Origin of the sequence: Pseudovibrio sp. Ad37, from assembly GCF_001623075.1 — a bacterium.
Classification (GTDB): Bacteria; Pseudomonadota; Alphaproteobacteria; order Rhizobiales; family Stappiaceae; genus Pseudovibrio.
The window spans coordinates 22,347-41,554 of record NZ_LMCF01000016.1 but is presented as its reverse complement, the minus strand read 5'-3'; the positions used below and the strand labels follow the sequence as shown (position 1 = coordinate 41,554).

The following is a 19,208-nucleotide window of genomic DNA, read 5'->3' as shown; positions in this document are numbered from 1 at the left end:
GTGTGGGGCTTTTGTTTTTTGGGCTCTAAGAATGGGATTTGTGCGTTGACAAGCGTTCGTGACATTTTTGATTTTGACGAGTTTCCAGAAATCAATTTGCCAGAAGATGGGATCATCGTCATTACCCGCGCGCGTAATGAAATGTTGAGACTACCGTTCTTTCTCGAGCATTATCGGAGCATCGGGGCAAGCCACATTTTCGTCGTCGACAACGCATCCACCGATGATACAGCGACTTATCTGGAAGCACAGCCAGACGTGACCAGATTTCACACGAGCAAGCTTTATAAGCAGTTCAAACGAAACTGGCTACTCGCCATTCTCAATGAATACTGCACAAACAGATGGACCATTTTGGCTGATACCGACGAACAGTTCGTTTATCCAGGCTGGCCAGAAACCAAGTTGACTGATCTGACTGTTTATTGGGATAGTGTTGGTGTGGAAGGTGTCATTGCTCCGCTTATCGACATGTACTCTGACAAACCGCTAGTTGATGTTGATTACAGGCAAGGCGACCCATTTCTTCAAACATGCCCATATTTCGATACGACATCAACCTGGGCCGTTCCTGTTTCATCGGAAGGCAAAGGCCCAAGTTTTGAAATTCGTGGGGGTATCAGAGGCCGCCTTTTCGGGATCCCTCCCAAAAGGAAAGAAGTTGCTCCACTTGGTCAACTACGGAATCTGTATCTTGCACCTGCAAAGATTCACCAGAAGCTCCCTTTTCGAAATTATCTGGAAAGACGACTTAAGCGATTTCTGAAAAAGCAATGCCCACAACTTACCAAAGTCCCGCTCATCAGATGGAACCCTACCTATTCTGAATTATGGGGCACTCACGAGGTTGATATAAGAACCAACCTTGCTGAAGATTGGGGTGCAATGCTGCATTTTAAGTTTTTTCAAGATTTCAAGTTCCGCGTTGAAGAGGAAATAACCCGGCAGGCCTATCACGCCAACGGTGAAGAATACAAAGCTTACTACATAGGAATGGAGAAGATTCTTCACCAATCACCTATGTACGAAGGGTCGATGAAGTTCACAAACGTAAGTGATGTGTATACCTCTCAACAGGCTTACTGTTCTCTTTCATTACGTAGATATCTAAAACAACTTTCCCCTGCGAAAGACGCATCTCTTCTGGAAACCGTAGTTGCTTAGTTTGTTCCAATTACTAGTTAATGGAGTGTCGTAATGCATTTTCTTAAAGGCCTCGAACACCACTTGAAAATGCGTAGGCGCTATAAAACGCTACGTGGCATCAAACTGGATGTTTCCCAACCTGAAATTGACCTGTTCGTTAAAGAGCAAATTGTACGTGGCACCTATGAAAGTGAAGAACACAATCTTCTAACACAGCTGCTGAAACCTGAAGATCGTGTGCTGGAGCTAGGCGCCTGTATTGGTTTTCTGTCAGCAACAGCTTCTATGATTTGCGGTTCCGAGAACGTGATGTGCATAGAAGCCAACCCAAACCTCATTCCAGTTATTGAGAACAACCATTACTTAAACGATATCTCCCCCTCGATTGTAAGCGGGATCGCAGACTTGGAAGATAATGCTCAATCTACGTTTTATGTTGGAGAGCGCATCACTGGTTCATCCGTCCTTGAACGAAAAGAAAGTCGGGAAATTCTTCAGAAGACAGTCGATGTCAATCGATTGATCAGGGAGTTTAATCCCAGTTTTTTGATGATGGATATTGAAGGAGCTGAGATTGGTCTGTTGCCAGCCTTGAATATGGCAAATATCCGCATGTTAGTTATTGAATTTCATCCCAAACTCAACGGATTTGACGCTGTCACTGAGTGTATTAAAGCAATGATCGAAAAAGGGTTCGCCTTGCGGGTCGATCAGTGCCAAAACAAATGCGTCGTCCTTCAAAAAACATCTGACCCTGATCATGTGATGAGCACGCAACTCAGCCATGCTCTTGAAACGCAAGAAGTATTATCCCAGTAACGAATACTACTCAAAATACTGCAGGTCCACAGCCGCAAAACAAGCGGCTATGGAGTATGTTTGCATTTTCATCAAGCATTGAATGCGATGAGGGTGTTGCCCCAGTGGTGGCCTTTGACCCAGATTGGGGCCGAGACCAGTTTGATCATCATTACTTTGCCGCCCCCCATATCTCGGCGATACGTTTGCAGGCTGTATTCCTTGGTGTTCTTGCTTGCGTTCAGGCCAGCATGATCATCGAACATTCTGCGGTTACGGCAGTTTGCTGCATTCCAGACCGGGTCATTGCCTTGCGGTTTGGAATAATCTTTGCTGTGTGTTGGCAGATAAGCGTTCTTATCTAGTGCTGCGCAGAAGACGATGTGGTCATCGAGATCTTTGACAGGTTCCTGAATAGCTGGAAGCACTCGGTCAGTCATCTGAGTGAAAAGCGCCATGAACTGGGCTGGATTGGAGCCTTCAACTGGTGTGTAGTTGAAATCGAAGAGGTCATTCACTGAGATCCGGCCTACGTCCACTTCAGCTTCAAATGCTTCCATGGTCTTGCCAGCAGTCTCTTTTGCAACCTCTATCATCTGCTGATTGAGGTTATCGCCATGTTCGACAGCCACTTCGGCGAGAAGCGCGTCGGCTGTCTGAGAGGTTCCCAGCATCTGGCCCGAGACCTGTTCGATGCTTTCCGCATTTGTTGAAACAACACCTATCATTTCATCACGGTTGCGCAAAAGCTCTTCGGTGTCGGCATCGTTGTTTGCACAAGCCGTTCGTATGGAGTCCGTATTTGCGGATATGTTGTCTACCATCGCTTCCAACTCATGGAAGAGGTCGTTGATGGATTGAGTGCTGTTTTCAGCGGTTGCAACGGTGCCAAGCGCGCTCTTACCCAAGTCGACCAAGGTGTCAGCTTCTTTGCCGAGTTGGAGAATGGTCTGGTCGATCTGCTCCGTTGCAACAGTCGTTTGTGTTGCGAGAGCTTTCACTTCACTGGCCACAACCGCAAAGCCCTTCCCTGCTTCACCTGCACGGGCTGCTTCAATGGTTGCGTTGAGCGCCAGCAGGTTGGTTTGACGGGCAATGGCATCGATAGAGCTGGAGAATTGGCGGACGTTGGCAAATGAAGCCTGAAGACCTTCCAGTTGCCGATTGATACTGCTGATGGCTGTTGACAGGCTGTTGATGTTGGCAAGCGCGTCAGTCACCACCTCCTGAGACTTAGACATAGTATCGCGGGCGTTAGACGTCTGCTCAGCAGTTTGTTCAACCGCCGCACTCACTTCCCGGTTACTTTCGACAACGCGCCCAGACGCGTCCTGGAGGCTTTCCATGGCCACTTTCAAAGCGCCTGCGGTGTTATTCACGGCGTCCAGCTCTCCCGCAGCTGATGCCATGTCCAACGCGAGCGCATCCAATTCGCCAAACAAGCGTGCACTATCAATGGAATTCTTAGGTTCTGTAAATTCCACCACTGCAGACTGACCGATTACTTCTCCTTGGTCGTTTGCAGCGGCTTCAGCAAGCATTTGTGTATTACGCTTAAAAAAAGCCATGTCGAAAACCTCTCAATCGCGCAAAGATTTTCATATTTTTACTTATAGATTATTAACCTTGTTATTATCCCTCTTCTCAATTGCAAGTTACTGTATTAAAAAGGATAATCACAAAACATCCTGTGATTACTTTTCTATTTTCAAACTACTCTGTGCGATGCATATGATTTATCGTGAAATGTGCTTATCAGATCAGGATGCAGTTATTGCTCTTTGGAAAGCTGCTGGGGTCTTCCGTGAATGGAATGATCCGGTTCGGGATATCGAGAAAGCACTCGAGGGCGAACACTCTACGATTTTGATTGGTCAGCTGGATGGGATTGTTGTTGCCAGCATTATGTGCGGTGAAGACGGGCATCGCGGTTGGTTTTATTATGTCAGCACACACCCGAACCATCAGGGAAAAGGGCTTGGTAAGGCAATTACAGCAGCAGCAGAGGATTGGTTGCGGGCTCGAGGTATTTGGAAGGTTCAGTTGCTTGTACGCGGAGATAACACGCAGGCTATCAGCTTCTATGAGGGACAAGGGTACTCGGATACCCACTCCGTCTGTTTGCAAAAGGTGATTGAACCAGTGTGAGGTGACGTTTTTGCGCAGATTTCACAGGGGCCTTGGAAACAGTTGAAAGCTTACAAGTACAATCCGAGGTATTCTGGAATTTTGCTAGCAGTACCATCTTGTTAGGCGTCAACTCTTATATTATCATAGCATTTATTGAATAAATTTAAGTAATCTATAAAATAAAATCAGGCGAAATAAACAATAACAATGAACTACAACAGTTTAATGTGACGCCCAGCAGATATTATTATTCTCGTATGCGGCATATTATAACTTGAATACATTACTCATATTACATTTGCAGATTTTTTATACCCCAATTGCTTCGTGAAGATGTCATGTTAGCACCGTAGTATGCATTCACCTTCTTCTACGGGATATTTCCAATGACGAACGAATTTATGAATGAACTCACAGCAGATGAGTGGGATGAGCAGAATTTCCCTCGTGCTGAAGAAAATGAATTTGACCGCGTTGTCGAGCGTGCGATTTCACGCCGCGGATTTCTGGGTGGCGTGTTGGCATTTGGCTCCGGCGCTGCTGTGATGGGCACTGGTGTACTTGGCCTCTCCATGTCTGAAGCCAAAGCGTCTACTTCGCGCTTTGCATTCAAACCTATTCCAACTTACACAGATGCGACCGTGCATGTGCCTGAAGGCTACAGCTGGAAAATTCTGGCACGCTGGGGCGATGCTCTGGTGGATGGTGCTGAAGCTTTCAACCATGAGACGGGTGGTTCAGCTGCTGGTGCTGATAAGGTGTTTGGCGAGAACACTGACGGTATGGAAAGCTTTCAGTTTCAGGGTAAGCAACTGCTCGCGATCAACCATGAATACGCCAACCGCAAGATCAACCTGCCTCAGAACGAAGATGGCGCACCGAAGAGCGCTGACGATGTTCTGAAACTGCAACATCTGCAAGATGTGGTTGTTATTGAAGTGGAAGACGGGGACGATGGCTGGGCTATCGTGAAGAATAGTCCATTCAACCGCCGCCTCACACACAACACACCGATGATGCTGGCAGGCCCTGCTGCTGGTCATCCCTTGCTGCAGACGGCTGCTGATCCTTCTGGCACGCAGTCGCTTGGTACTTTCAACAACTGCGGATCTGGCAAAACACCCTGGGGCACGTATCTGACTTGCGAAGAGAACTTCAACGGGTACTTTGGCGCGAATGAAGCTGATCCTGCGGCACGTCTGGACGGTGTTGATGCTGGCTATCAGCGTTATGGCATCAACGAGACAGGCTTCAACTATGACTACCACAAGTTCGATGAGCGATTTGATATTGCGAAGAATCCAAACGAACCACATCGTGCCGGTTGGATTGTAGAGATCGACCCAACAGATCCGACTTCTACTCCCGTGAAACACACCGCCCTAGGCCGCTTCAAGCATGAGAATGCGGAAGCTGTTCTGGCACCAGATGGCCGCGTGGTCGTTTACATGGGGGATGATGAGCGCGGCGAGTTCATGTACCGCTTTGTCTCTAACGGCATTTACGCTCCAGGGCAGCCGACTGATGGCTTACTGGATGATGGTACGCTCTATGTTGCTAAGTTCAACGATAACCAGACAGGTGAGTGGCTGGCACTGACCCCAGAGACCACTGGTATGGACGCGGCGAGCATCCTGATCTTCAGCCGTATTGCCGGCTCTGCTGTTGGTGCGACCACTATGGACCGCCCGGAATGGATTTCTGCCAATCCTAATGCAGTAGAAGCTTATTGTTGTCTGACCAACAACAAGAACCGCGGCGTGAAGCCAAACGCCGGGGGTGACGACACTTCCGTCAACGGCCCTAACCCGCGCGAGACCAACAAATACGGCCAGATCGTGCGCTGGCGTCCACACAATGAGGATCATGCCGCTGATACGTTTGACTGGGATCTTTATGTGATGGCTGGCAATCCGGCCGTTCACGAAGGCCCGAAGGCCGGGTCTGCAAACGTCAATGCTGGCAATATGTTCAACTCACCAGATGGTATGGCATTTGATGAGACGGGCATGGTCTGGATACAGACAGATGGCAACGACAGCAATGAAGGCGATTTTGCCGGAATGGGCAACAATCAGATGCTGGTTGGTGATCCTGTGACAGGAGAAATCCAACGCTTCATGACCGGGCCAACCGGCAGTGAAGTCACTGGTCTGACCTGGTCTGCTGATCGCCGCAGCATGTTTGTGGGCATTCAGCACCCGGGCGGTAACTGGCCAGACGGCGGCAAGCTGCCACGCTCTTCCGTCATCGTCATTAAGCGTGATGATAATGGTGTGATTGGGTAGGCAGACGTCACAGCTCATACGATACCCCTCTGGGACAGAGCGTCCCGGAGGGGATTTTGCTAACATAGCCTGGCAAAGCCTCTTACCTGTGGTTTCACTTAGCATATACCAATCGAGCGATAACTGAGTGTGTTTAGTGACTAAAGACGGCTGTGATCTTGGCGGATTGCAGCCTGTTCACACCAATCATGTAGCCGACCAATGCGTTGCTAGGATTTTCAGGGAGATCCAGAACAGGAACGCCGAGTGCATGGATAGTGAAGATGTAACGGTGTACTTCTCCCTGAGGGGGACAGGCACCGCCAAACCCTTTTGAGCCATAGTCATTGGTGATTTCCATTGAACCGGAAGGCAGGGTTTTGTCATTGCTCACGCCTTCTTCAAGAGAGTTTGCAGAGGCAGGAATATTCACCACATTCCAATGCCACCAGCCGGAACCGGTCGGAGCATCCGGATCATAAGCAGTAAGAGCGAAGCTTTTGGTGCCTTCTGGTGCGTTGGACCAACTGAGCTGAGGCGAAAGGTTGCCTCCGGTACATCCGAATCCGTTGTAAACGAACTCGGATGTAAGCTGTGCTCCCTCAGCAATGGAGGTACTGGTGAGCTTAAAGTCTTGCGCGTGGGCGGCAGATGCAAGAGAAGCGGCGATGGCCAGACCAAGTGCATGTGGTTTCGGGAACATGTTATCTCCAGTGGCTTAGTGCGTTGAACATATTCCAGCTATAGGCAGTACTTGCAGCTTGCGCTTTCGCGTTTCACTCACAAACTATCAAATTTCGATCAATGATCTCGTAATCGGATCTCTTTCGGACGAATGCCGAAGCGTTTTTTGAAAGCCTCGGAGAAATGTGAAGGTGTGTTGAAGCCGCAATCCAATGCAATGTTCGAGATTGGATCATGAGTGGATTGCAATAAGGCTAGCCCCTTCTCCAAGCGGGCGTGGAGCAGAGCTTTTGCAAAGCCATGCCCAGACTTGGCAAGCCAACGGCGGAAGGTTGCCTCACTCATGGCAAAATGGCTGGCAACATCAGTCGCGCGCCATGCGTAGCTCAAATCAGTTTCAATGAGGCTGCGTACCTTGCTCAGCGAATTGACTGTATCAGGCTTTGGCAGATGAACTCCGATATGGCGCAGCCAAATTAACGGCTCCAACAGGCGGTGTTGCTTTAACGCTTCCGGAAGAGAAGCATTTGTTAGTGTCTCTTTGACTAGAGCGAGTACTTCTTCCGGCTGCTGCTCTTCACCACGCACAATCTGAATACCTGTAGCCACTGGATTAGCCGATTGATCTGCAAAGACTGCATCAACCAGCGCGTTATCGATACTAACGCCATCAGCTTGATAATTATCATTCACCAGAGGTCTATTCTCGAGGCTAATTATGGAACCGGGAGGGAAGATAAAGAGATCTCCCGCTGAGCCAATCAGTTCGCCGTTGAGTGGACAAATGACCTTTTTCGTCCCTTTATGAATGAACGAGAGGAACGTTTGCCGAAAATACAGATCCGTAAATGTTGCTCTTGTGGCCTGTGTGATCGGATGAATGGACAATTTCGGGGCAATTGATGCCACCTTTTCAGGCACATTACTCGTGAGTTGGGCCACTTTCGCTAGCACCTTTCCGACAGTAGTTTTTGCGATCTTATTGATCAGGTGCAAGATGGCAAGTATAGGTCATTGGGCTTGCTTCCTGCGAGTCATATTGCCGGCAGATCAGAACCGCTGGATTTGAGGGGCGCCATCGGTGATTTCGTAGTAGTCCCCTTTGTCTTTTACAAAGATGTGCTTGCCTATGTGTAGGTTGGTTGGCTCATTCAGACAGCCAGCAGCTATAGCGATACCTTCTTCATTGTTCATTAGGTAGAACAAGCTCGAGCCGCAGAACTTAAAGAAGCCGCGTTTTGCAAAGTCAGAGGACGAATACCAGGTAAGCCCTTCATCTGCAGTAAAACTGACTTTTTCATAGGGGGCATGCGTTGAGGCCCAGACATGGCCACTTGTGCGCCTGCATTGGCTGCAATGGCAGACTGTAACTGTGTCTCTCACCTCTTCCACCTGAAAGCTCACTTTACCGCAGTCGCATTTCCCATTGACCATGCTCACCCCCAATACACCAAAGCGCTGAATGCGCATTTTTTTGTCGTTTTGCTATTTCTTCACATACTGCGGCAGAAGAACAGGCCTCTTTCGTCGAGTATGGGAGCGAACACAAAAAAAGCAGGCACCTTGCGGAACCTGCCTTTTTCAAAAAAGCTTCTGCTTTCTACTATAGCAATTAAGCTACAGCAGCCTGCGCCTTTTCAACCAGTGCTTTGAATGCGTCTGGCTGATTGATCGCGAGGTCAGAAAGAACCTTACGGTCAACTTCGATGCCAGCTTTGTTCAAGCCATCGATGAAGCGGCCGTAGGTCATGCCGTGTTCACGGGTCGCTGCGTTGATACGCTGGATCCAGAGTGCACGGAAGTTCCGCTTGCGAGCTTTACGGTCGCGGTAAGCGTACTGTGCCGCTTTCTCGACTGCCTGCTTAGCAACGCGGATGGTGTTCTTACGACGGCCGTAGTAACCTTTGGCTGCCTTAATAACTTTTTTGTGACGAGCGTGGGCGGTAACGCCTCTTTTTACACGTGACATGGTAGTCTCCTAGTGTCAGGTTTTAAGGCTTAGCCGTAAGGCAGATATTTTTTCACGATACGTGCATCTGCATCGCACAGAGTGGTTGTACCACGTGCGTTACGGATGAACTTAGTCGTGCGTTTAATCATGCCGTGGCGTTTGCCAGCCTGGCCACACTTAACTTTGCCAGTCGCGGTCAGCTTGAAGCGTTTTTTAGCTCCAGACTTCGTCTTCAACTTGGGCATTTTGCGTCCTTTCTTGTGATGATCAGTAAACTGATCAAAAATTTGCAATGGATGCATCAGAAGCCGCCACGGCATGCCCTGTAATTTCTGCCTGATTTCCTATAAATACCTAGGAGGCAAACTACAGCCGGGCGACTTTGAACGAGGCCTTATAAAACTGCCAGCATGGGAATGCAAGCAGATTTCAAGAGAACTTGCTGACTGGAACCCGGTCTCTGCTGATAGCTAGGAATATCAACATCTGACCACAATAATATAATGTCCAAAGTGCTACTGAAACCGGTAGCTGGAGAGGGCTGATATCGTCCAGACGGAAGAGTTGGATAGCTAACAGAGTGTCAGACATCATGAAGGCGAGAGCGCCTATCAAAACCCAGCCACCAACCTGTGCTGCCATCCCTCCCATAGTTGCTATCAAAATAATATAGATGGCAACTGGAATCATGAGATCACCGGTAAAGGGGAGCAACCACCAGCCGGTCGACAGCACCAGAACTGAGAGAGCAGCTCCTGACACTATGAATATCCTGGAATCGAAATGCCTGATTTTTCGAGAGAATAAGACGATATAAAAAACATGTGCGATCGCAAAACTGCAAAGCCCAACAAGGAACCGAACCTCACCCGGCACTGCCAGAGCTGCATCTCCCACTGAGGATGTCGTCAGGGCCAATGCAAGCAGGAGCGGAGCTTGCGTTACAAAAGCCCAAAGAGCGACAACTCCGAGAGCAGTTGTTTTCACAACGGTTTTCAGTAATGACGGGTCTTGCCAGCAAAAATACACTCCATAGGCAAGCGCAAAACTAAAGCTAATTAAGAAAATAACCTGTCGCATTATCATCGCCCAATTTCAAAACATATCGAAATCAGGCTAAGGCGCCTTTTGATCGAATGAAATAGCCTATACGGCAAATAATTTTCTACAAAGAACTTTGCCGGACCATGAAAGGCTTTAAATCTCAATCCCAAGCCTTTGCATCGCGCTTGCGCACTGCGTGAAAAGCTGCTTACAGGCTTCACGCTCAACCCCATCAATCACTGTGATCTGAGGGCGCTGCACCATATGATTTGTCAGATCCTTCGTTCTCAAATCCATTTCCTGAGGCCAGAAGTGGGTCGCATCCTCATTGGTGAAAGCGCCGAAAACAACCTGATCAATGCCAGCCCATATGGTTGCAGCGGTACACATGGCACAAGGCTCACAGGTGCTGTACATGGTACAATCGGCAAGCCAGCGAGAGCCCAGTACTTTACTAGCCTGCCGAATTGCATTGACCTCTCCATGGCAGGTCGGGTCACACTCCCGGATCACACTGTCGTAGGCCTGAGCCAACAATCTTCCGTCAGCGGTATAGATCGCCCCACCGAATGGAGAAGGATGCGAGGTTTGAAAGGAGGAAGCAGTGAAGGCAACAAGTTTTTGCATGCGCTCGTGATGCAGTTTCATCTCATCATTCATCATTAGACCTCCACTCTCAGATACAAACGAAAATACCCGACACAATGTGCCGGGTAATCTCAAAATTCTCTGGGGTTACGGTTGAGTAGCTACACGGAAACAAAGCCGGAGCGCTTCAACCAACCCGTATTAACGAGCGATAGGTGAGAGCACCATCATCATCTGGCGGCCTTCAAGCTTTGGATGGGACTCGACTTTAGCGATGTCCGCAGTCTCTGCTTTAACCTTCAGGAGCAACTTCATGCCGAGATCCTGGTGAGCCATTTCACGACCACGGAAGCGAAGTGTCACCTTCACTTTATCACCATCTTCAAAGAAGCGCTTCATGTTCCGCATCTTCACTTCATAATCATGAGTGTCGATGTTCGGACGCATTTTGATTTCTTTGATCTCAACGATCTTCTGTTTTTTGCGTGCTTCTGCAGCTTTCTTCTGAGCTTGGTACTTATAGCGACCATAGTCCAGAATCTTACAAACAGGTGGCTGACTGTTCGGAGCAATTTCGACCAGGTCCAAACCTTGTTCCACCGCCATTGCGAGGGCTTCTTCGGTTGGAGTTGGGCCGAGGTTGTCACCCTCGGTGTTGATCAGCTGCACTTCGCGAACGCGAATCTCTTTATTGGTGCGCGGCCCTTCCTTAGTGGGTGGCGGTGCGCGAAACGGACGGCGAATGTGAGTATCTCCTCTTTAGACTGCCGAACTTGCGAATATTTGATAACAGTTCAATGACTGGTTCCGACTGTTTCGTCAAGTCGAGAAACGCGTGGGAAGGGCATCAATTGCGCTGCATTGCTAGAATCAGGAAAAATGCCACGTAAGTCAACACTAGTTTTGTAGGTTCTGACGCGACATTTACAACCAGTTAGCTTCCTGTTGGTAACAGCTCGCGGTAAACGTTTAGTGTGGCATCACACATAGCCTGCTTGGTGAATGACCGTTCTACATGGTCATGAGCCCGTTTGGTGAGTTTGGCACGGTCTCCAGCGCTCATATCCAAGGCCTGAGCCATCAACTCGCAGAGTTCCTCAGCATCACCATTTTCAAAATGCCAACCAGTACGCTCTTCAGCCTTTACAACAGGCGGTACAAGAACCGTTTCCGGTACTGCGCCAATGTTGGAGACGATGATCGGCACGCCAGCTGCCTGCGCTTCTACAGCTGCACGACCGAAAGCCTCGGCTTCAATGGAAGCAACAACAGAAACATCTGCTATTGCAAGGGCTGCCGGAACATCTGAACAGTGCCCAACGATGCGCACGCGTTCTGTCAGATCAGATTCTGCAATCTGAAGTTCCAAAGACTGGCGATAGGATTCGCGCCCCTGATCATCGCCCGCCAAAACCACAAGCACGTCATCATAGCCGCCACGTTCGATGAGTTGGCGCGTTGCTTCAATCAGCACGCGCTGGCCTTTCCATTCGGTCAGGCGGGCAAGGTTTATCACCACACGGCGGTTGTCAGAGACACCCCAGCGCGCGCGCAGGTCTGTGATACGCTCATCGCTGATATTGTCGGGGTTGAAGGATTCCACATCCGGGCCGCGATAGATAACCGAGGTTTTGCCTTTTGTGCGCGGGTCGCGTTTTTCCACCAAATCCGCTGTGAATCTGGAGTTCGCGATCACCTTGTCCGCACGGGTCATGGAGGAATTGTAGAACGCCTTGAACTTGTTCGTTTCCTTATAGATGCCGTGATAGGTGGTGACATAAGGAATATTGAGACGGTGAGCCGCCCACAAGGCCGACCATGCAGGGGCACGGGATCGGGCATGCACCAGATCAACTCTGTTCTGCTGGCAGATACGCTCAATCAAATAGGAATTACGCCACATGGTCCAAGGGTTCTTGGACTTCACTGGCAGTTCAAAGTGCACTGCCCCTGTTGCTTCCAACTCGGGGACCATGCGTCCGCCCTGCGAAATCACAAGGCTATTCCAGCCTTCGTTGACGATCGCCTCTGCGACATCCACTGTGGTGCGCTCGGCTCCGCCGGTTTGAAGGTCGGGGACAATTTGCAAAATGGTCGGCACTTTGGACATTTCTCTATGTTTTTTGAGAGTGATCCAACTATGCTCGCCAAAATGTCCGGCGGGCAACTGTGGAGGCACTGTAATCAGGTTTCCGAACAATTGCCGGCCAGTATAAGCCGATAAGTGTTTGGAGGTTATGAATGAGTGCTGACTTACCGCAATTCATCAGCGTTGGCAAAGGAGACAGTGCACGGAAGATCGCAGTGCGACATGATGAACGCGGTGCGCCGGGTGTTCTGTGGCTTTCCGGTTTCAAATCCGACATGCTTGGCACCAAAGCCGAAGTGCTTTGTGAGTGGACTGAGAAGCAAGGCCTGACCTGCACGCGCATGGATTATTCCGGTCACGGTGAATCCGGCGGTGAGTTTGTTGACGGCACCATCTCTCTTTGGTTGGAAGAAGCCGTTGCTGTGTTCAGGCAGTTCTGTAAAGGACCGACCATTGTTGTTGGCTCTTCCATGGGCGGCTGGATGGCACTGTTGCTGGCAAAGGCGCTGCATGAAGCCTCTGATACCATTGAGGGCACCCTCTCCGGCATGGTCCTGATTGCCCCTGCCCCGGATTTCACCGAGGAGCTGATGTGGAAGCATGAGTTTACCGATGAAATCAAGCAGGAGATTATGGAGAAAGGTCGCTTTGAGCGCCCTTCTGAGTATGAAGACAGCCCATACATCATCACCCGCGATCTGATCGAGGATGGCAGGACAAACCTTTTGCTTGGCGCGCCGATCATCACCAATTGCAAGACCATCATTTTACAAGGTCAGAAGGATGATGCAGTGCCATGGCAGCATGCGCTGCGTATTGTTGAGGGCATGGCCCATGACGATGTGGTGCTGACACTGGTAAAAGACGGCGACCACCGCCTATCTCGCCCGGAAGATCTGGACCGCATGATTGCTGCTGTGGCGGAACTGGCCCAGCGCTAATCTGATTTTGTGGTTAGGCTTCTGTGATGGTAGCCTAACTGCTGCTCATTTGACCGCATAGTTCTGAGATTTTCTTGCTGAACCAGTCATAACGCGCTGCCAAAGTGCGATGTTTTTTCGCCGTCAGATAGAGCGGGTCACTGACGGGTTCTTTCAGCTCCACAATTCTGATGTTCGCTTGTGCCTCAAAACTGCGAACGGCGGTTTCCGGCAAAACCGTGTATCCCAGTCCTTGTGCGACAGGTACAAGGATCTGACTGAGCTGGTTGATGTAACCGGTTGTTCTAAGGTCAGCAGAAACAGCACTTATCTCCGGGAAATTTGGCGTGAGCAGGCGCTCTGCATAGTGTAGTCCATCCGGATGATCGATGAAGCCCAGCGACTCCAGGTCCGCGAAGACCGATGGGTTCCCCTCGAAATCGGCTGGCACCACAAGGCAAAGCGGTTCATCGCCGATGTGGTGTTGCACAAGCGAGGTCTGAACAGTCTGCTGAGTAACGATGCAGAGATCGACCTCATTGTTTTGCAACAGTTGGAGGCTGCGATGGTTGGGAGCCACTTCGACTTTCAGCAGTAAACCGGGATGAAGGCTCTGGTGCTTGAGAAGGTTGGGATAGAGGTAGAGCGCCATGGACCCGGAACACGCAATACGGACTTCACCAGTATTGGGATCGTCTTGCTGTATTGCGGCGCGAAGGTCTGCTTCCTGCCTCTCTGCTTTCAATGCAAAGCCCAGCAGAAGCTCCCCTTCTCGCGTCAACTCAAAGCCCTTGCCGATTTTTGTGATGAGCGGCGCACCGATTTGCTGCTCCAGCTTTTTCAGGTGCTGGCTTACACCCGGCTGTGTCATACCAAGTTGATTGGCTGTCTGGGTGAAATGACCAGTTTCAGTTAGTTTAACGAAGGTCTTAAGCCACTGAGAATTCAACATGGCCCAAGCATACATAACATTAAATTATCATAAAACTAATAAATGACAATTTTTGGTTTTCTCACAGAGTTGCTACATCCAACGTATCCAAGGCATTCCGCCTGTAATGTTTAGCGTAGCGAGGTCTGTTATGTCCGCACCTTATCCAAGACGTTTCTCTCACATCGGTCTTTCCGTTCCGGATGTTGAAGCCGCAGTGAAGTTCTATCGTGATGTGATGGGCTGGTACATCATCATGAAACCAAGCGAGATTGTTGAAGATGATAGTCCGATTGGTGAAATGTGTACTGACGTGTTTGGTAAAGGCTGGAAGAGCTTCAAGATTGCTCATCTTTCCACCAGTGATGGCATTGGTGTGGAGCTTTTTGAGTTTGCGCAGAACGAGACCCCGGAAAATAACTTCGAATATTGGAAGACCGGTATCTTCCATTACTGTGTTCAGGACCCGGATGTGGAAGGTCTGGCCGCCAAGATTGAGGCTGCTGGCGGTAAACGCCGCATGAAGGAGCCGCGCTATTATTATCCTGGCGAAAAGCCGTACCGCATGATCTACATGGAAGATCCATTCGGCAACATTCTGGAAATCTACAGCCACTCCTATGAGCTGCATTATTCCAGCGGAGCCTATAAGGAATCCTAGGTAAACAGGTATGTGCGTGAAGAATTTTAATCGAGCACATCTAAATCTACCCGAGCTATCTTAGAGTAGCTGAAAGGCGTTTGCTCCCAAATAGACCGGAATTCTGACAGGCTTGAAGAGTAACGGTCCATGTCAAAAGACATTCTGGTAGCAATCGCCTTTTTTTCTGCCAACGGACATACCGAGGCACTGGCACATGCAGTCGCCCGCGGTGCCAGTGAAAACGGTGCCACGGTCACTTATGTGCCTGTCAGCGATTATGAGGATACGGACTGGGACGCTCTGGAAGCTGCTGATGCCATCGTTTTTGGAAGCCCGACCTACATGGGCGGTGTTGCTGCCCCCTTCAAATTCTTCATGGATGCCTCTGCAACCGTTTGGTACAAACAAGGCTGGATCAACAAGATCGCCGGTGGTTTCAGCGTATCAGGTTCCATGAGCGGCGACCGGCACAACGTCTTCCTTCAAATGGCAGCCTTTGCAGCCCAGCATGGCATGGCATGGCATGATCTGGGTAAGCCTTGGCATGCCGCCGGGCAATAATTACAGCTTTGGCAGCGACGAAGATCTCAATCGCCTTGGCGTCTATTATGGCGCAGCAGCACAGGCCAACATGGATGAAGGGCCAGAAGTGGCTCCTCCTCAATCAGACAGAGACACGGCCTTTGCCTATGGCGCTCGCATTGCAAAGGCGACGCACCGCTGGGTGGAAGGTGGAGAAAATCATCCATCCCAAAGAAAGAGCCCTTTACACTGAGGGCTTAAACCGCGTTTCTTGTAGGTGACCTAATTTGGAGTGGAACGCTCAAACGGCATCAAGCTTTTGTTTCATCGCGTGTTCTCATTGGTGCACCGTTGGTGGTGACCAGAGGTTACACTGTAGACGTTGCGTTGGAGGCAACTGAATGGCATGGATCTAGCTCATCATCGCTGGCCTGTTTGAAATGACCTTTGCCGTCTGCCTCAAGCTGTCTGACGGCTTTACCAGGCCTTTCTATACAATCGCCTTCATCATCACGGCCTTGCTGTCACTTTACTTCCTGACCAAAGCCATGGTGTCCATACCGCTTGGCACAGCCTATGCCGTGTGGACGGGGATCGGCGCCTCCGGCATTGCCATCCTTGGCATCTTCCTCTTTGGAGAACCAGTCACCTTCCTCCGCCTCTTCTTCATAGCCATGCTCATTGCCGCAATCGTAGGGTTGAAGTTTGTCTCGAATGGGTAGGTGGGCAGAGAGACCGATTTTCTAGTTATGCTCAAAGTGGGCTTCAAACATATCGGCTAACTCCTGCGATGCTCTGATCGAACCGGGCGGCTGCTCACCGAAGCTGCCACCAACACAACAGAGATTATTTTCTAGTATCGCTGTACGCAGCATTTCCGTTTCCAGAAGTGTGAGTTTCGGCTTGTAGCACACCACTCCGTGTATTTTATGCGTCTCTTTCATGTGTCTGATATGTTGCGAATATTCCTGTAAGTCATGCAAATGCAAGACCCTCACTTCAGGCATATCTTTAGCGCTTGAATCTGCTTTCCTTCGATACCGCAACAGTTCTGTGCTGGTATAAATGCGTTCGCGGTATCCAACATACCTGCAATTTCTCAGGCTGCATGTTTCCCTGAACTGCTGCGAACTCGCCTCTTCGTTACTAACCGCAATCAGATTGAAGCTGGCAAGTCTCGATAGCTCACCCGACTGTATCTCGTTCAAACTACTAAAATAGACGCCCTGATCAGCAAACTGATGATGCTCGGTGATATTTAGGTTTGCAAAGAACAATTCGAACTGCACGGCAAATTCATTGCCCGGTTCTGTCGAATGGAGGATGTTTTTGAGCTTATCCGTTGAGTGCTGCTTTCTGAAATGGAACTTATAGTTCCTTCCGAAGCCAACAGCAGAATGCCCGCGGTAAAGTATTGCTGCGATTGAGCCACTGATCATGTACGCTAAATGCTGGCGATTCTTACAGATAAAGTTGCCTTCAAATTCCTCAGAGCTCAGCTGCTTATATTTAATTGCAACAATCTCGTATCCGCCCTCCAAAAGATCAGCACTGATGGCCTCTACAAACCTCTCTTGATTAGACGAGTCTGGCTTAACGAGGATTATGTTGTGTTCCATCAAGGCTCCTCCCACTAGCAAGTTGCCTAACCGCCTAGATTGTCGCCAGATTGTTATCCAGAGTTTCAACGATCTCCACACGCGCCGGATCTCGCAGTATCTTTGCGAACTTATATTTGAAGCTGCCACTGGAGAGTTCGACAATCTGTTGTGATACCCAAGAAGGACACAGCATCGTGTCTGTATCTTCATCGGTATTGTCCCAGAATGCAGTTTGGATACCTGAAGGAGCTACGACCAGAACCTTACCAAGATCTTTGTCGCGCACGAGCGATGCGCCCAACATTCCCAGTGCAGATTTGGTCGCACAGTATGCAGGCTCCAACTCACGAGGCGTATATTGCGAACTTGAGGTAATCAGCATAATCTTGAGAGGATGATCTGATCTCCTTTTCAGGCGTTGTATCAGCATCATAGGTGCCAGCAGGCCGACATTGACCATAGTCCCGAGTTCAGCATCAGCAAGCTCATCAATATGCCCGCGCTGAAGAAAACCTGCGGCATAGATAAGCGTGTGAACATTCTTGAAGCCATCCAATACCCGATCAATATTTTGCGCTAACTGAACGGGATCATCCGTTATCGAGAGGCTATGAAAGGTGGTCCCTTCAAGTTCAGGATTTTGACGTCCGGTCAGCCCAACATTATGGCCTTCTTCTAAGTAGTGCCTTGCAAGCTCAAGGCCCACGCCAGACGTACCACCAACAATCAGAATATTCTTCTTCACGAAATGATGCTTTCTCAGATTTGCTAGGTCGCTGACAGCTTATCTATCGAGGCAGGCAGCCTATTGGAATTTTCGTAACGATAGAGTGGCCTGTTGTTCCGTGTCAATATGAGCGCCTGTCCACTTTTCGTATGTTTCATCAGGCCGCTAAAGTTGCAGCAAGGCACCTTACCTCACTCACCTGACCTATATTGCTTTGTGGTCTCTTTCATCAGATTGCGGGTCCATTTGATCATGGGGTCGTGGTGGTAGCGTTCGTGCCAGTAGAGGAAGAATTCCTGGTGGTGTTCCTTGAGGAAGTCGGGCACTGGAGAGGGAACGGTGTTGTGGCCGTTGTAGATTTGGGTGTCAAAAATGGAGGGCACCAAAAAGAGCATGTCGGATTGGCCACAGAAATGCATGGCGGCGAAGAAACTGCCGATTTTTACAGCGACGTTTCTTTTGTGGCCCAGCACTGCCAGTTTCTCATCAATTATGCTGTGCCCCGCCCCGGTGATCATGACCGAGATATGGTCCTGACTGAGGTAATCCTCCAATGAGACGGGCTTGCGTGCAAGTGGATGGTTCCTGCTCATCAAACACACGTAGCTGAAGCGGCCCAGCGAAAAGCAGTGAAGCTGGCTTGTTGCTGTGGTTGGGGTTTGGCCTGACAAGACGAAGTGGGCTTTTCCATTTTCCAGCGGTTCGAACTGATTGCGGATGTCGCTCTTCATCTCCAATTTCATGCCAGGTGCTTCACGCTTCATCCGTCGTAGAAGTGGAGGGCCATACAGATTCAACTCCAACTCCGGCCCAGAGAAACGAATGGTTTCTTCTGCAGTTGTGGGGTCAAACTCCGGTTTAGCGATCACATCCTTGATAGTTGCCAGAGCGGACGGGAGCAGCCTTTGGATCTCTATAGCTCTTTCCGTCAACTCATAATCTCCGGCAATGCGCACCAACAAGGGATCTTGCAGGGCATCGCGGAGACGCTGCAAGGCACGGCTCACTGCAGGCTGGCTCATGTGCAATTGTGTGGCAGCAACAGATACATGCCGCGTTTCCAGCAGCTTCTCCAAAACGACGAGGAGGTTCAGGTCTACACTGCGTAAATTCACCTGACGCATAATGATTATACCTTACATGCATTAGACGAATGATACTTAGCCG

The 19,208-nt window shown here is 49.6% G+C and carries 21 protein-coding genes and 1 pseudogene; 8 read left to right on the top strand and 14 right to left on the bottom strand.

From position 1 onward, the window contains the following. Nucleotides 1–45: 45 nt before the first annotated feature. Nucleotides 46–1,164, top strand: a complete 1,119-nt coding sequence (locus tag PsAD37_RS04535) for a glycosyltransferase family 2 protein (RefSeq protein ID WP_208991690.1) — start codon at nucleotides 46–48, stop codon at nucleotides 1,162–1,164. Nucleotides 1,165–1,197: 33 nt separating this feature from the next. After that, nucleotides 1,198–1,965: an FkbM family methyltransferase gene (locus tag PsAD37_RS04530; protein WP_063295134.1), complete on the top strand. Its 768-nt coding sequence runs from the start codon at nucleotides 1,198–1,200 to the stop codon at nucleotides 1,963–1,965. A 71-nt stretch (nucleotides 1,966–2,036) separates the two neighbouring features. On the opposite strand, the gene PsAD37_RS04525 is transcribed toward PsAD37_RS04530, so the two are convergent. Next, nucleotides 2,037–3,512, bottom strand: a complete 1,476-nt coding sequence (locus tag PsAD37_RS04525; protein WP_063295133.1) for a methyl-accepting chemotaxis protein — start codon at nucleotides 3,510–3,512, stop codon at nucleotides 2,037–2,039. Nucleotides 3,513–3,669: 157 nt separating this feature from the next. Here PsAD37_RS04525 and PsAD37_RS04520 point away from each other — a divergent pair, with 157 nt between their 5' ends. Then, entirely contained in the window at nucleotides 3,670–4,092 is a 423-nt protein-coding gene (locus PsAD37_RS04520) for a GNAT family acetyltransferase (RefSeq protein WP_063295132.1), read from the top strand. Between the two features lie 368 nt (nucleotides 4,093–4,460). Beyond that, nucleotides 4,461–6,362, top strand: a complete 1,902-nt coding sequence (locus PsAD37_RS04515) for a PhoX family phosphatase (RefSeq protein WP_063295131.1) — start codon at nucleotides 4,461–4,463, stop codon at nucleotides 6,360–6,362. Between the two features lie 133 nt (nucleotides 6,363–6,495). Here PsAD37_RS04515 and PsAD37_RS04510 read toward each other — a convergent pair whose 3' ends face one another. The 9 genes from PsAD37_RS04510 to PsAD37_RS04470 all read right to left on the bottom strand — a co-directional run bounded on the left by PsAD37_RS04510 (nucleotide 6,496) and on the right by PsAD37_RS04470 (nucleotide 12,718). After that, nucleotides 6,496–7,044, bottom strand: coding sequence for a YbhB/YbcL family Raf kinase inhibitor-like protein (locus PsAD37_RS04510; protein ID WP_063295130.1), 549 nt, complete (start codon nucleotides 7,042–7,044; stop codon nucleotides 6,496–6,498). A gap of 98 nt (nucleotides 7,045–7,142) precedes the next feature. Continuing rightward, nucleotides 7,143–7,967, bottom strand: coding sequence for an AraC family transcriptional regulator (locus PsAD37_RS04505; protein ID WP_244272477.1), 825 nt, complete (start codon nucleotides 7,965–7,967; stop codon nucleotides 7,143–7,145). Between the two features lie 108 nt (nucleotides 7,968–8,075). After that, the gene (locus PsAD37_RS04500; RefSeq protein WP_063295210.1) at nucleotides 8,076–8,459 is read right to left on the bottom strand and encodes a GFA family protein; all 384 of its coding nucleotides are present in this window, start codon (nucleotides 8,457–8,459) and stop codon (nucleotides 8,076–8,078) included. A gap of 178 nt (nucleotides 8,460–8,637) precedes the next feature. Continuing rightward, a complete protein-coding gene (gene rplT, locus PsAD37_RS04495; RefSeq protein WP_008553032.1) occupies nucleotides 8,638–8,994 on the bottom strand; it encodes a 50S ribosomal protein L20 in 357 nt (118 codons plus the stop codon). Nucleotides 8,995–9,023: 29 nt separating this feature from the next. Next, nucleotides 9,024–9,221 (bottom strand): 50S ribosomal protein L35, encoded by a 198-nt coding sequence (gene rpmI, locus PsAD37_RS04490; protein WP_057464257.1) that lies wholly within the window; start codon nucleotides 9,219–9,221, stop codon nucleotides 9,024–9,026. A gap of 184 nt (nucleotides 9,222–9,405) precedes the next feature. Continuing rightward, nucleotides 9,406–10,056: a lysoplasmalogenase gene (locus tag PsAD37_RS04485; protein WP_193778215.1), complete on the bottom strand. Its 651-nt coding sequence runs from the start codon at nucleotides 10,054–10,056 to the stop codon at nucleotides 9,406–9,408. 117 nt (nucleotides 10,057–10,173) lie between these two features. Beyond that, on the bottom strand, nucleotides 10,174–10,683 hold the full coding sequence (locus PsAD37_RS04480; protein WP_063295128.1) for a nucleoside deaminase: 510 nt from the start codon (nucleotides 10,681–10,683) through the stop codon (nucleotides 10,174–10,176). Between the two features lie 126 nt (nucleotides 10,684–10,809). Then, the gene (infC, locus tag PsAD37_RS04475; RefSeq protein WP_082596985.1) at nucleotides 10,810–11,352 is read right to left on the bottom strand and encodes a translation initiation factor IF-3; all 543 of its coding nucleotides are present in this window, start codon (nucleotides 11,350–11,352) and stop codon (nucleotides 10,810–10,812) included. A gap of 190 nt (nucleotides 11,353–11,542) precedes the next feature. Further along, a complete protein-coding gene (locus PsAD37_RS04470; RefSeq protein WP_057464213.1) occupies nucleotides 11,543–12,718 on the bottom strand; it encodes a glycosyltransferase family 4 protein in 1,176 nt (391 codons plus the stop codon). A 131-nt stretch (nucleotides 12,719–12,849) separates the two neighbouring features. Here PsAD37_RS04470 and PsAD37_RS04465 point away from each other — a divergent pair, with 131 nt between their 5' ends. Further along, nucleotides 12,850–13,638, top strand: a complete 789-nt coding sequence (locus PsAD37_RS04465; RefSeq protein ID WP_063295127.1) for a carboxylesterase — start codon at nucleotides 12,850–12,852, stop codon at nucleotides 13,636–13,638. 34 nt (nucleotides 13,639–13,672) lie between these two features. Here the strand turns inward: PsAD37_RS04465 and PsAD37_RS04460 are convergent, their stop codons facing one another. Continuing rightward, a complete protein-coding gene (locus PsAD37_RS04460; RefSeq protein WP_208991688.1) occupies nucleotides 13,673–14,569 on the bottom strand; it encodes a LysR family transcriptional regulator in 897 nt (298 codons plus the stop codon). Between the two features lie 130 nt (nucleotides 14,570–14,699). Between PsAD37_RS04460 and PsAD37_RS04455 the strand changes: the two genes are divergently transcribed. The 3 genes and pseudogenes from PsAD37_RS04455 to PsAD37_RS04445 all read left to right on the top strand — a co-directional run bounded on the left by PsAD37_RS04455 (nucleotide 14,700) and on the right by PsAD37_RS04445 (nucleotide 16,435). Continuing rightward, the gene (locus PsAD37_RS04455) at nucleotides 14,700–15,209 is read left to right on the top strand and encodes a lactoylglutathione lyase family protein (protein ID WP_063295125.1); all 510 of its coding nucleotides are present in this window, start codon (nucleotides 14,700–14,702) and stop codon (nucleotides 15,207–15,209) included. 129 nt (nucleotides 15,210–15,338) lie between these two features. Further along, nucleotides 15,339–15,966, top strand: a pseudogene (locus PsAD37_RS04450) (flavodoxin family protein). Between the two features lie 166 nt (nucleotides 15,967–16,132). Further along, entirely contained in the window at nucleotides 16,133–16,435 is a 303-nt protein-coding gene (locus PsAD37_RS04445) for a multidrug efflux SMR transporter (RefSeq protein ID WP_275078305.1), read from the top strand. A gap of 21 nt (nucleotides 16,436–16,456) precedes the next feature. Here the strand turns inward: PsAD37_RS04445 and PsAD37_RS04440 are convergent, their stop codons facing one another. The 3 genes from PsAD37_RS04440 to PsAD37_RS04430 form a co-directional block, all read right to left on the bottom strand. Further along, nucleotides 16,457–17,332 (bottom strand): nucleoside-diphosphate kinase, encoded by an 876-nt coding sequence (locus tag PsAD37_RS04440; RefSeq protein WP_063295124.1) that lies wholly within the window; start codon nucleotides 17,330–17,332, stop codon nucleotides 16,457–16,459. A gap of 34 nt (nucleotides 17,333–17,366) precedes the next feature. Next, a complete protein-coding gene (locus tag PsAD37_RS04435; RefSeq protein WP_063295123.1) occupies nucleotides 17,367–18,059 on the bottom strand; it encodes an SDR family oxidoreductase in 693 nt (230 codons plus the stop codon). Nucleotides 18,060–18,232: 173 nt separating this feature from the next. Next, nucleotides 18,233–19,165 carry a LysR family transcriptional regulator gene (locus PsAD37_RS04430; RefSeq protein ID WP_063295122.1) on the bottom strand — a complete coding sequence of 311 codons (933 nt, stop codon included), beginning with the start codon at nucleotides 19,163–19,165 and terminating at the stop codon, nucleotides 18,233–18,235. Between the last annotated feature and the right edge of the window lie 43 nt (nucleotides 19,166–19,208).

Coding starts and splice junctions, on each gene's coding strand:
- PsAD37_RS04500 (WP_063295210.1), bottom strand. CDS start 8,459: ATGGTCAATGGGAAATGCGACTGCGGTAAAGTGAGCTTTCAGGTGGAA.
- PsAD37_RS04455 (WP_063295125.1), top strand. CDS start 14,700: ATGTCCGCACCTTATCCAAGACGTTTCTCTCACATCGGTCTTTCCGTT.
- rpmI (WP_057464257.1), bottom strand. CDS start 9,221: ATGCCCAAGTTGAAGACGAAGTCTGGAGCTAAAAAACGCTTCAAGCTG.
- PsAD37_RS04510 (WP_063295130.1), bottom strand. CDS start 7,044: ATGTTCCCGAAACCACATGCACTTGGTCTGGCCATCGCCGCTTCTCTT.
- PsAD37_RS04470 (WP_057464213.1), bottom strand. CDS start 12,718: ATGTCCAAAGTGCCGACCATTTTGCAAATTGTCCCCGACCTTCAAACC.
- PsAD37_RS04460 (WP_208991688.1), bottom strand. CDS start 14,569: ATGTTGAATTCTCAGTGGCTTAAGACCTTCGTTAAACTAACTGAAACT.
- PsAD37_RS04430 (WP_063295122.1), bottom strand. CDS start 19,165: ATGCGTCAGGTGAATTTACGCAGTGTAGACCTGAACCTCCTCGTCGTT.
- PsAD37_RS04480 (WP_063295128.1), bottom strand. CDS start 10,683: ATGATGAATGATGAGATGAAACTGCATCACGAGCGCATGCAAAAACTT.
- PsAD37_RS04465 (WP_063295127.1), top strand. CDS start 12,850: ATGAGTGCTGACTTACCGCAATTCATCAGCGTTGGCAAAGGAGACAGT.
- PsAD37_RS04525 (WP_063295133.1), bottom strand. CDS start 3,512: ATGGCTTTTTTTAAGCGTAATACACAAATGCTTGCTGAAGCCGCTGCA.
- PsAD37_RS04530 (WP_063295134.1), top strand. CDS start 1,198: ATGCATTTTCTTAAAGGCCTCGAACACCACTTGAAAATGCGTAGGCGC.
- PsAD37_RS04440 (WP_063295124.1), bottom strand. CDS start 17,332: ATGGAACACAACATAATCCTCGTTAAGCCAGACTCGTCTAATCAAGAG.
- PsAD37_RS04520 (WP_063295132.1), top strand. CDS start 3,670: ATGCATATGATTTATCGTGAAATGTGCTTATCAGATCAGGATGCAGTT.
- PsAD37_RS04515 (WP_063295131.1), top strand. CDS start 4,461: ATGACGAACGAATTTATGAATGAACTCACAGCAGATGAGTGGGATGAG.
- rplT (WP_008553032.1), bottom strand. CDS start 8,994: ATGTCACGTGTAAAAAGAGGCGTTACCGCCCACGCTCGTCACAAAAAA.
- PsAD37_RS04485 (WP_193778215.1), bottom strand. CDS start 10,056: ATGCGACAGGTTATTTTCTTAATTAGCTTTAGTTTTGCGCTTGCCTAT.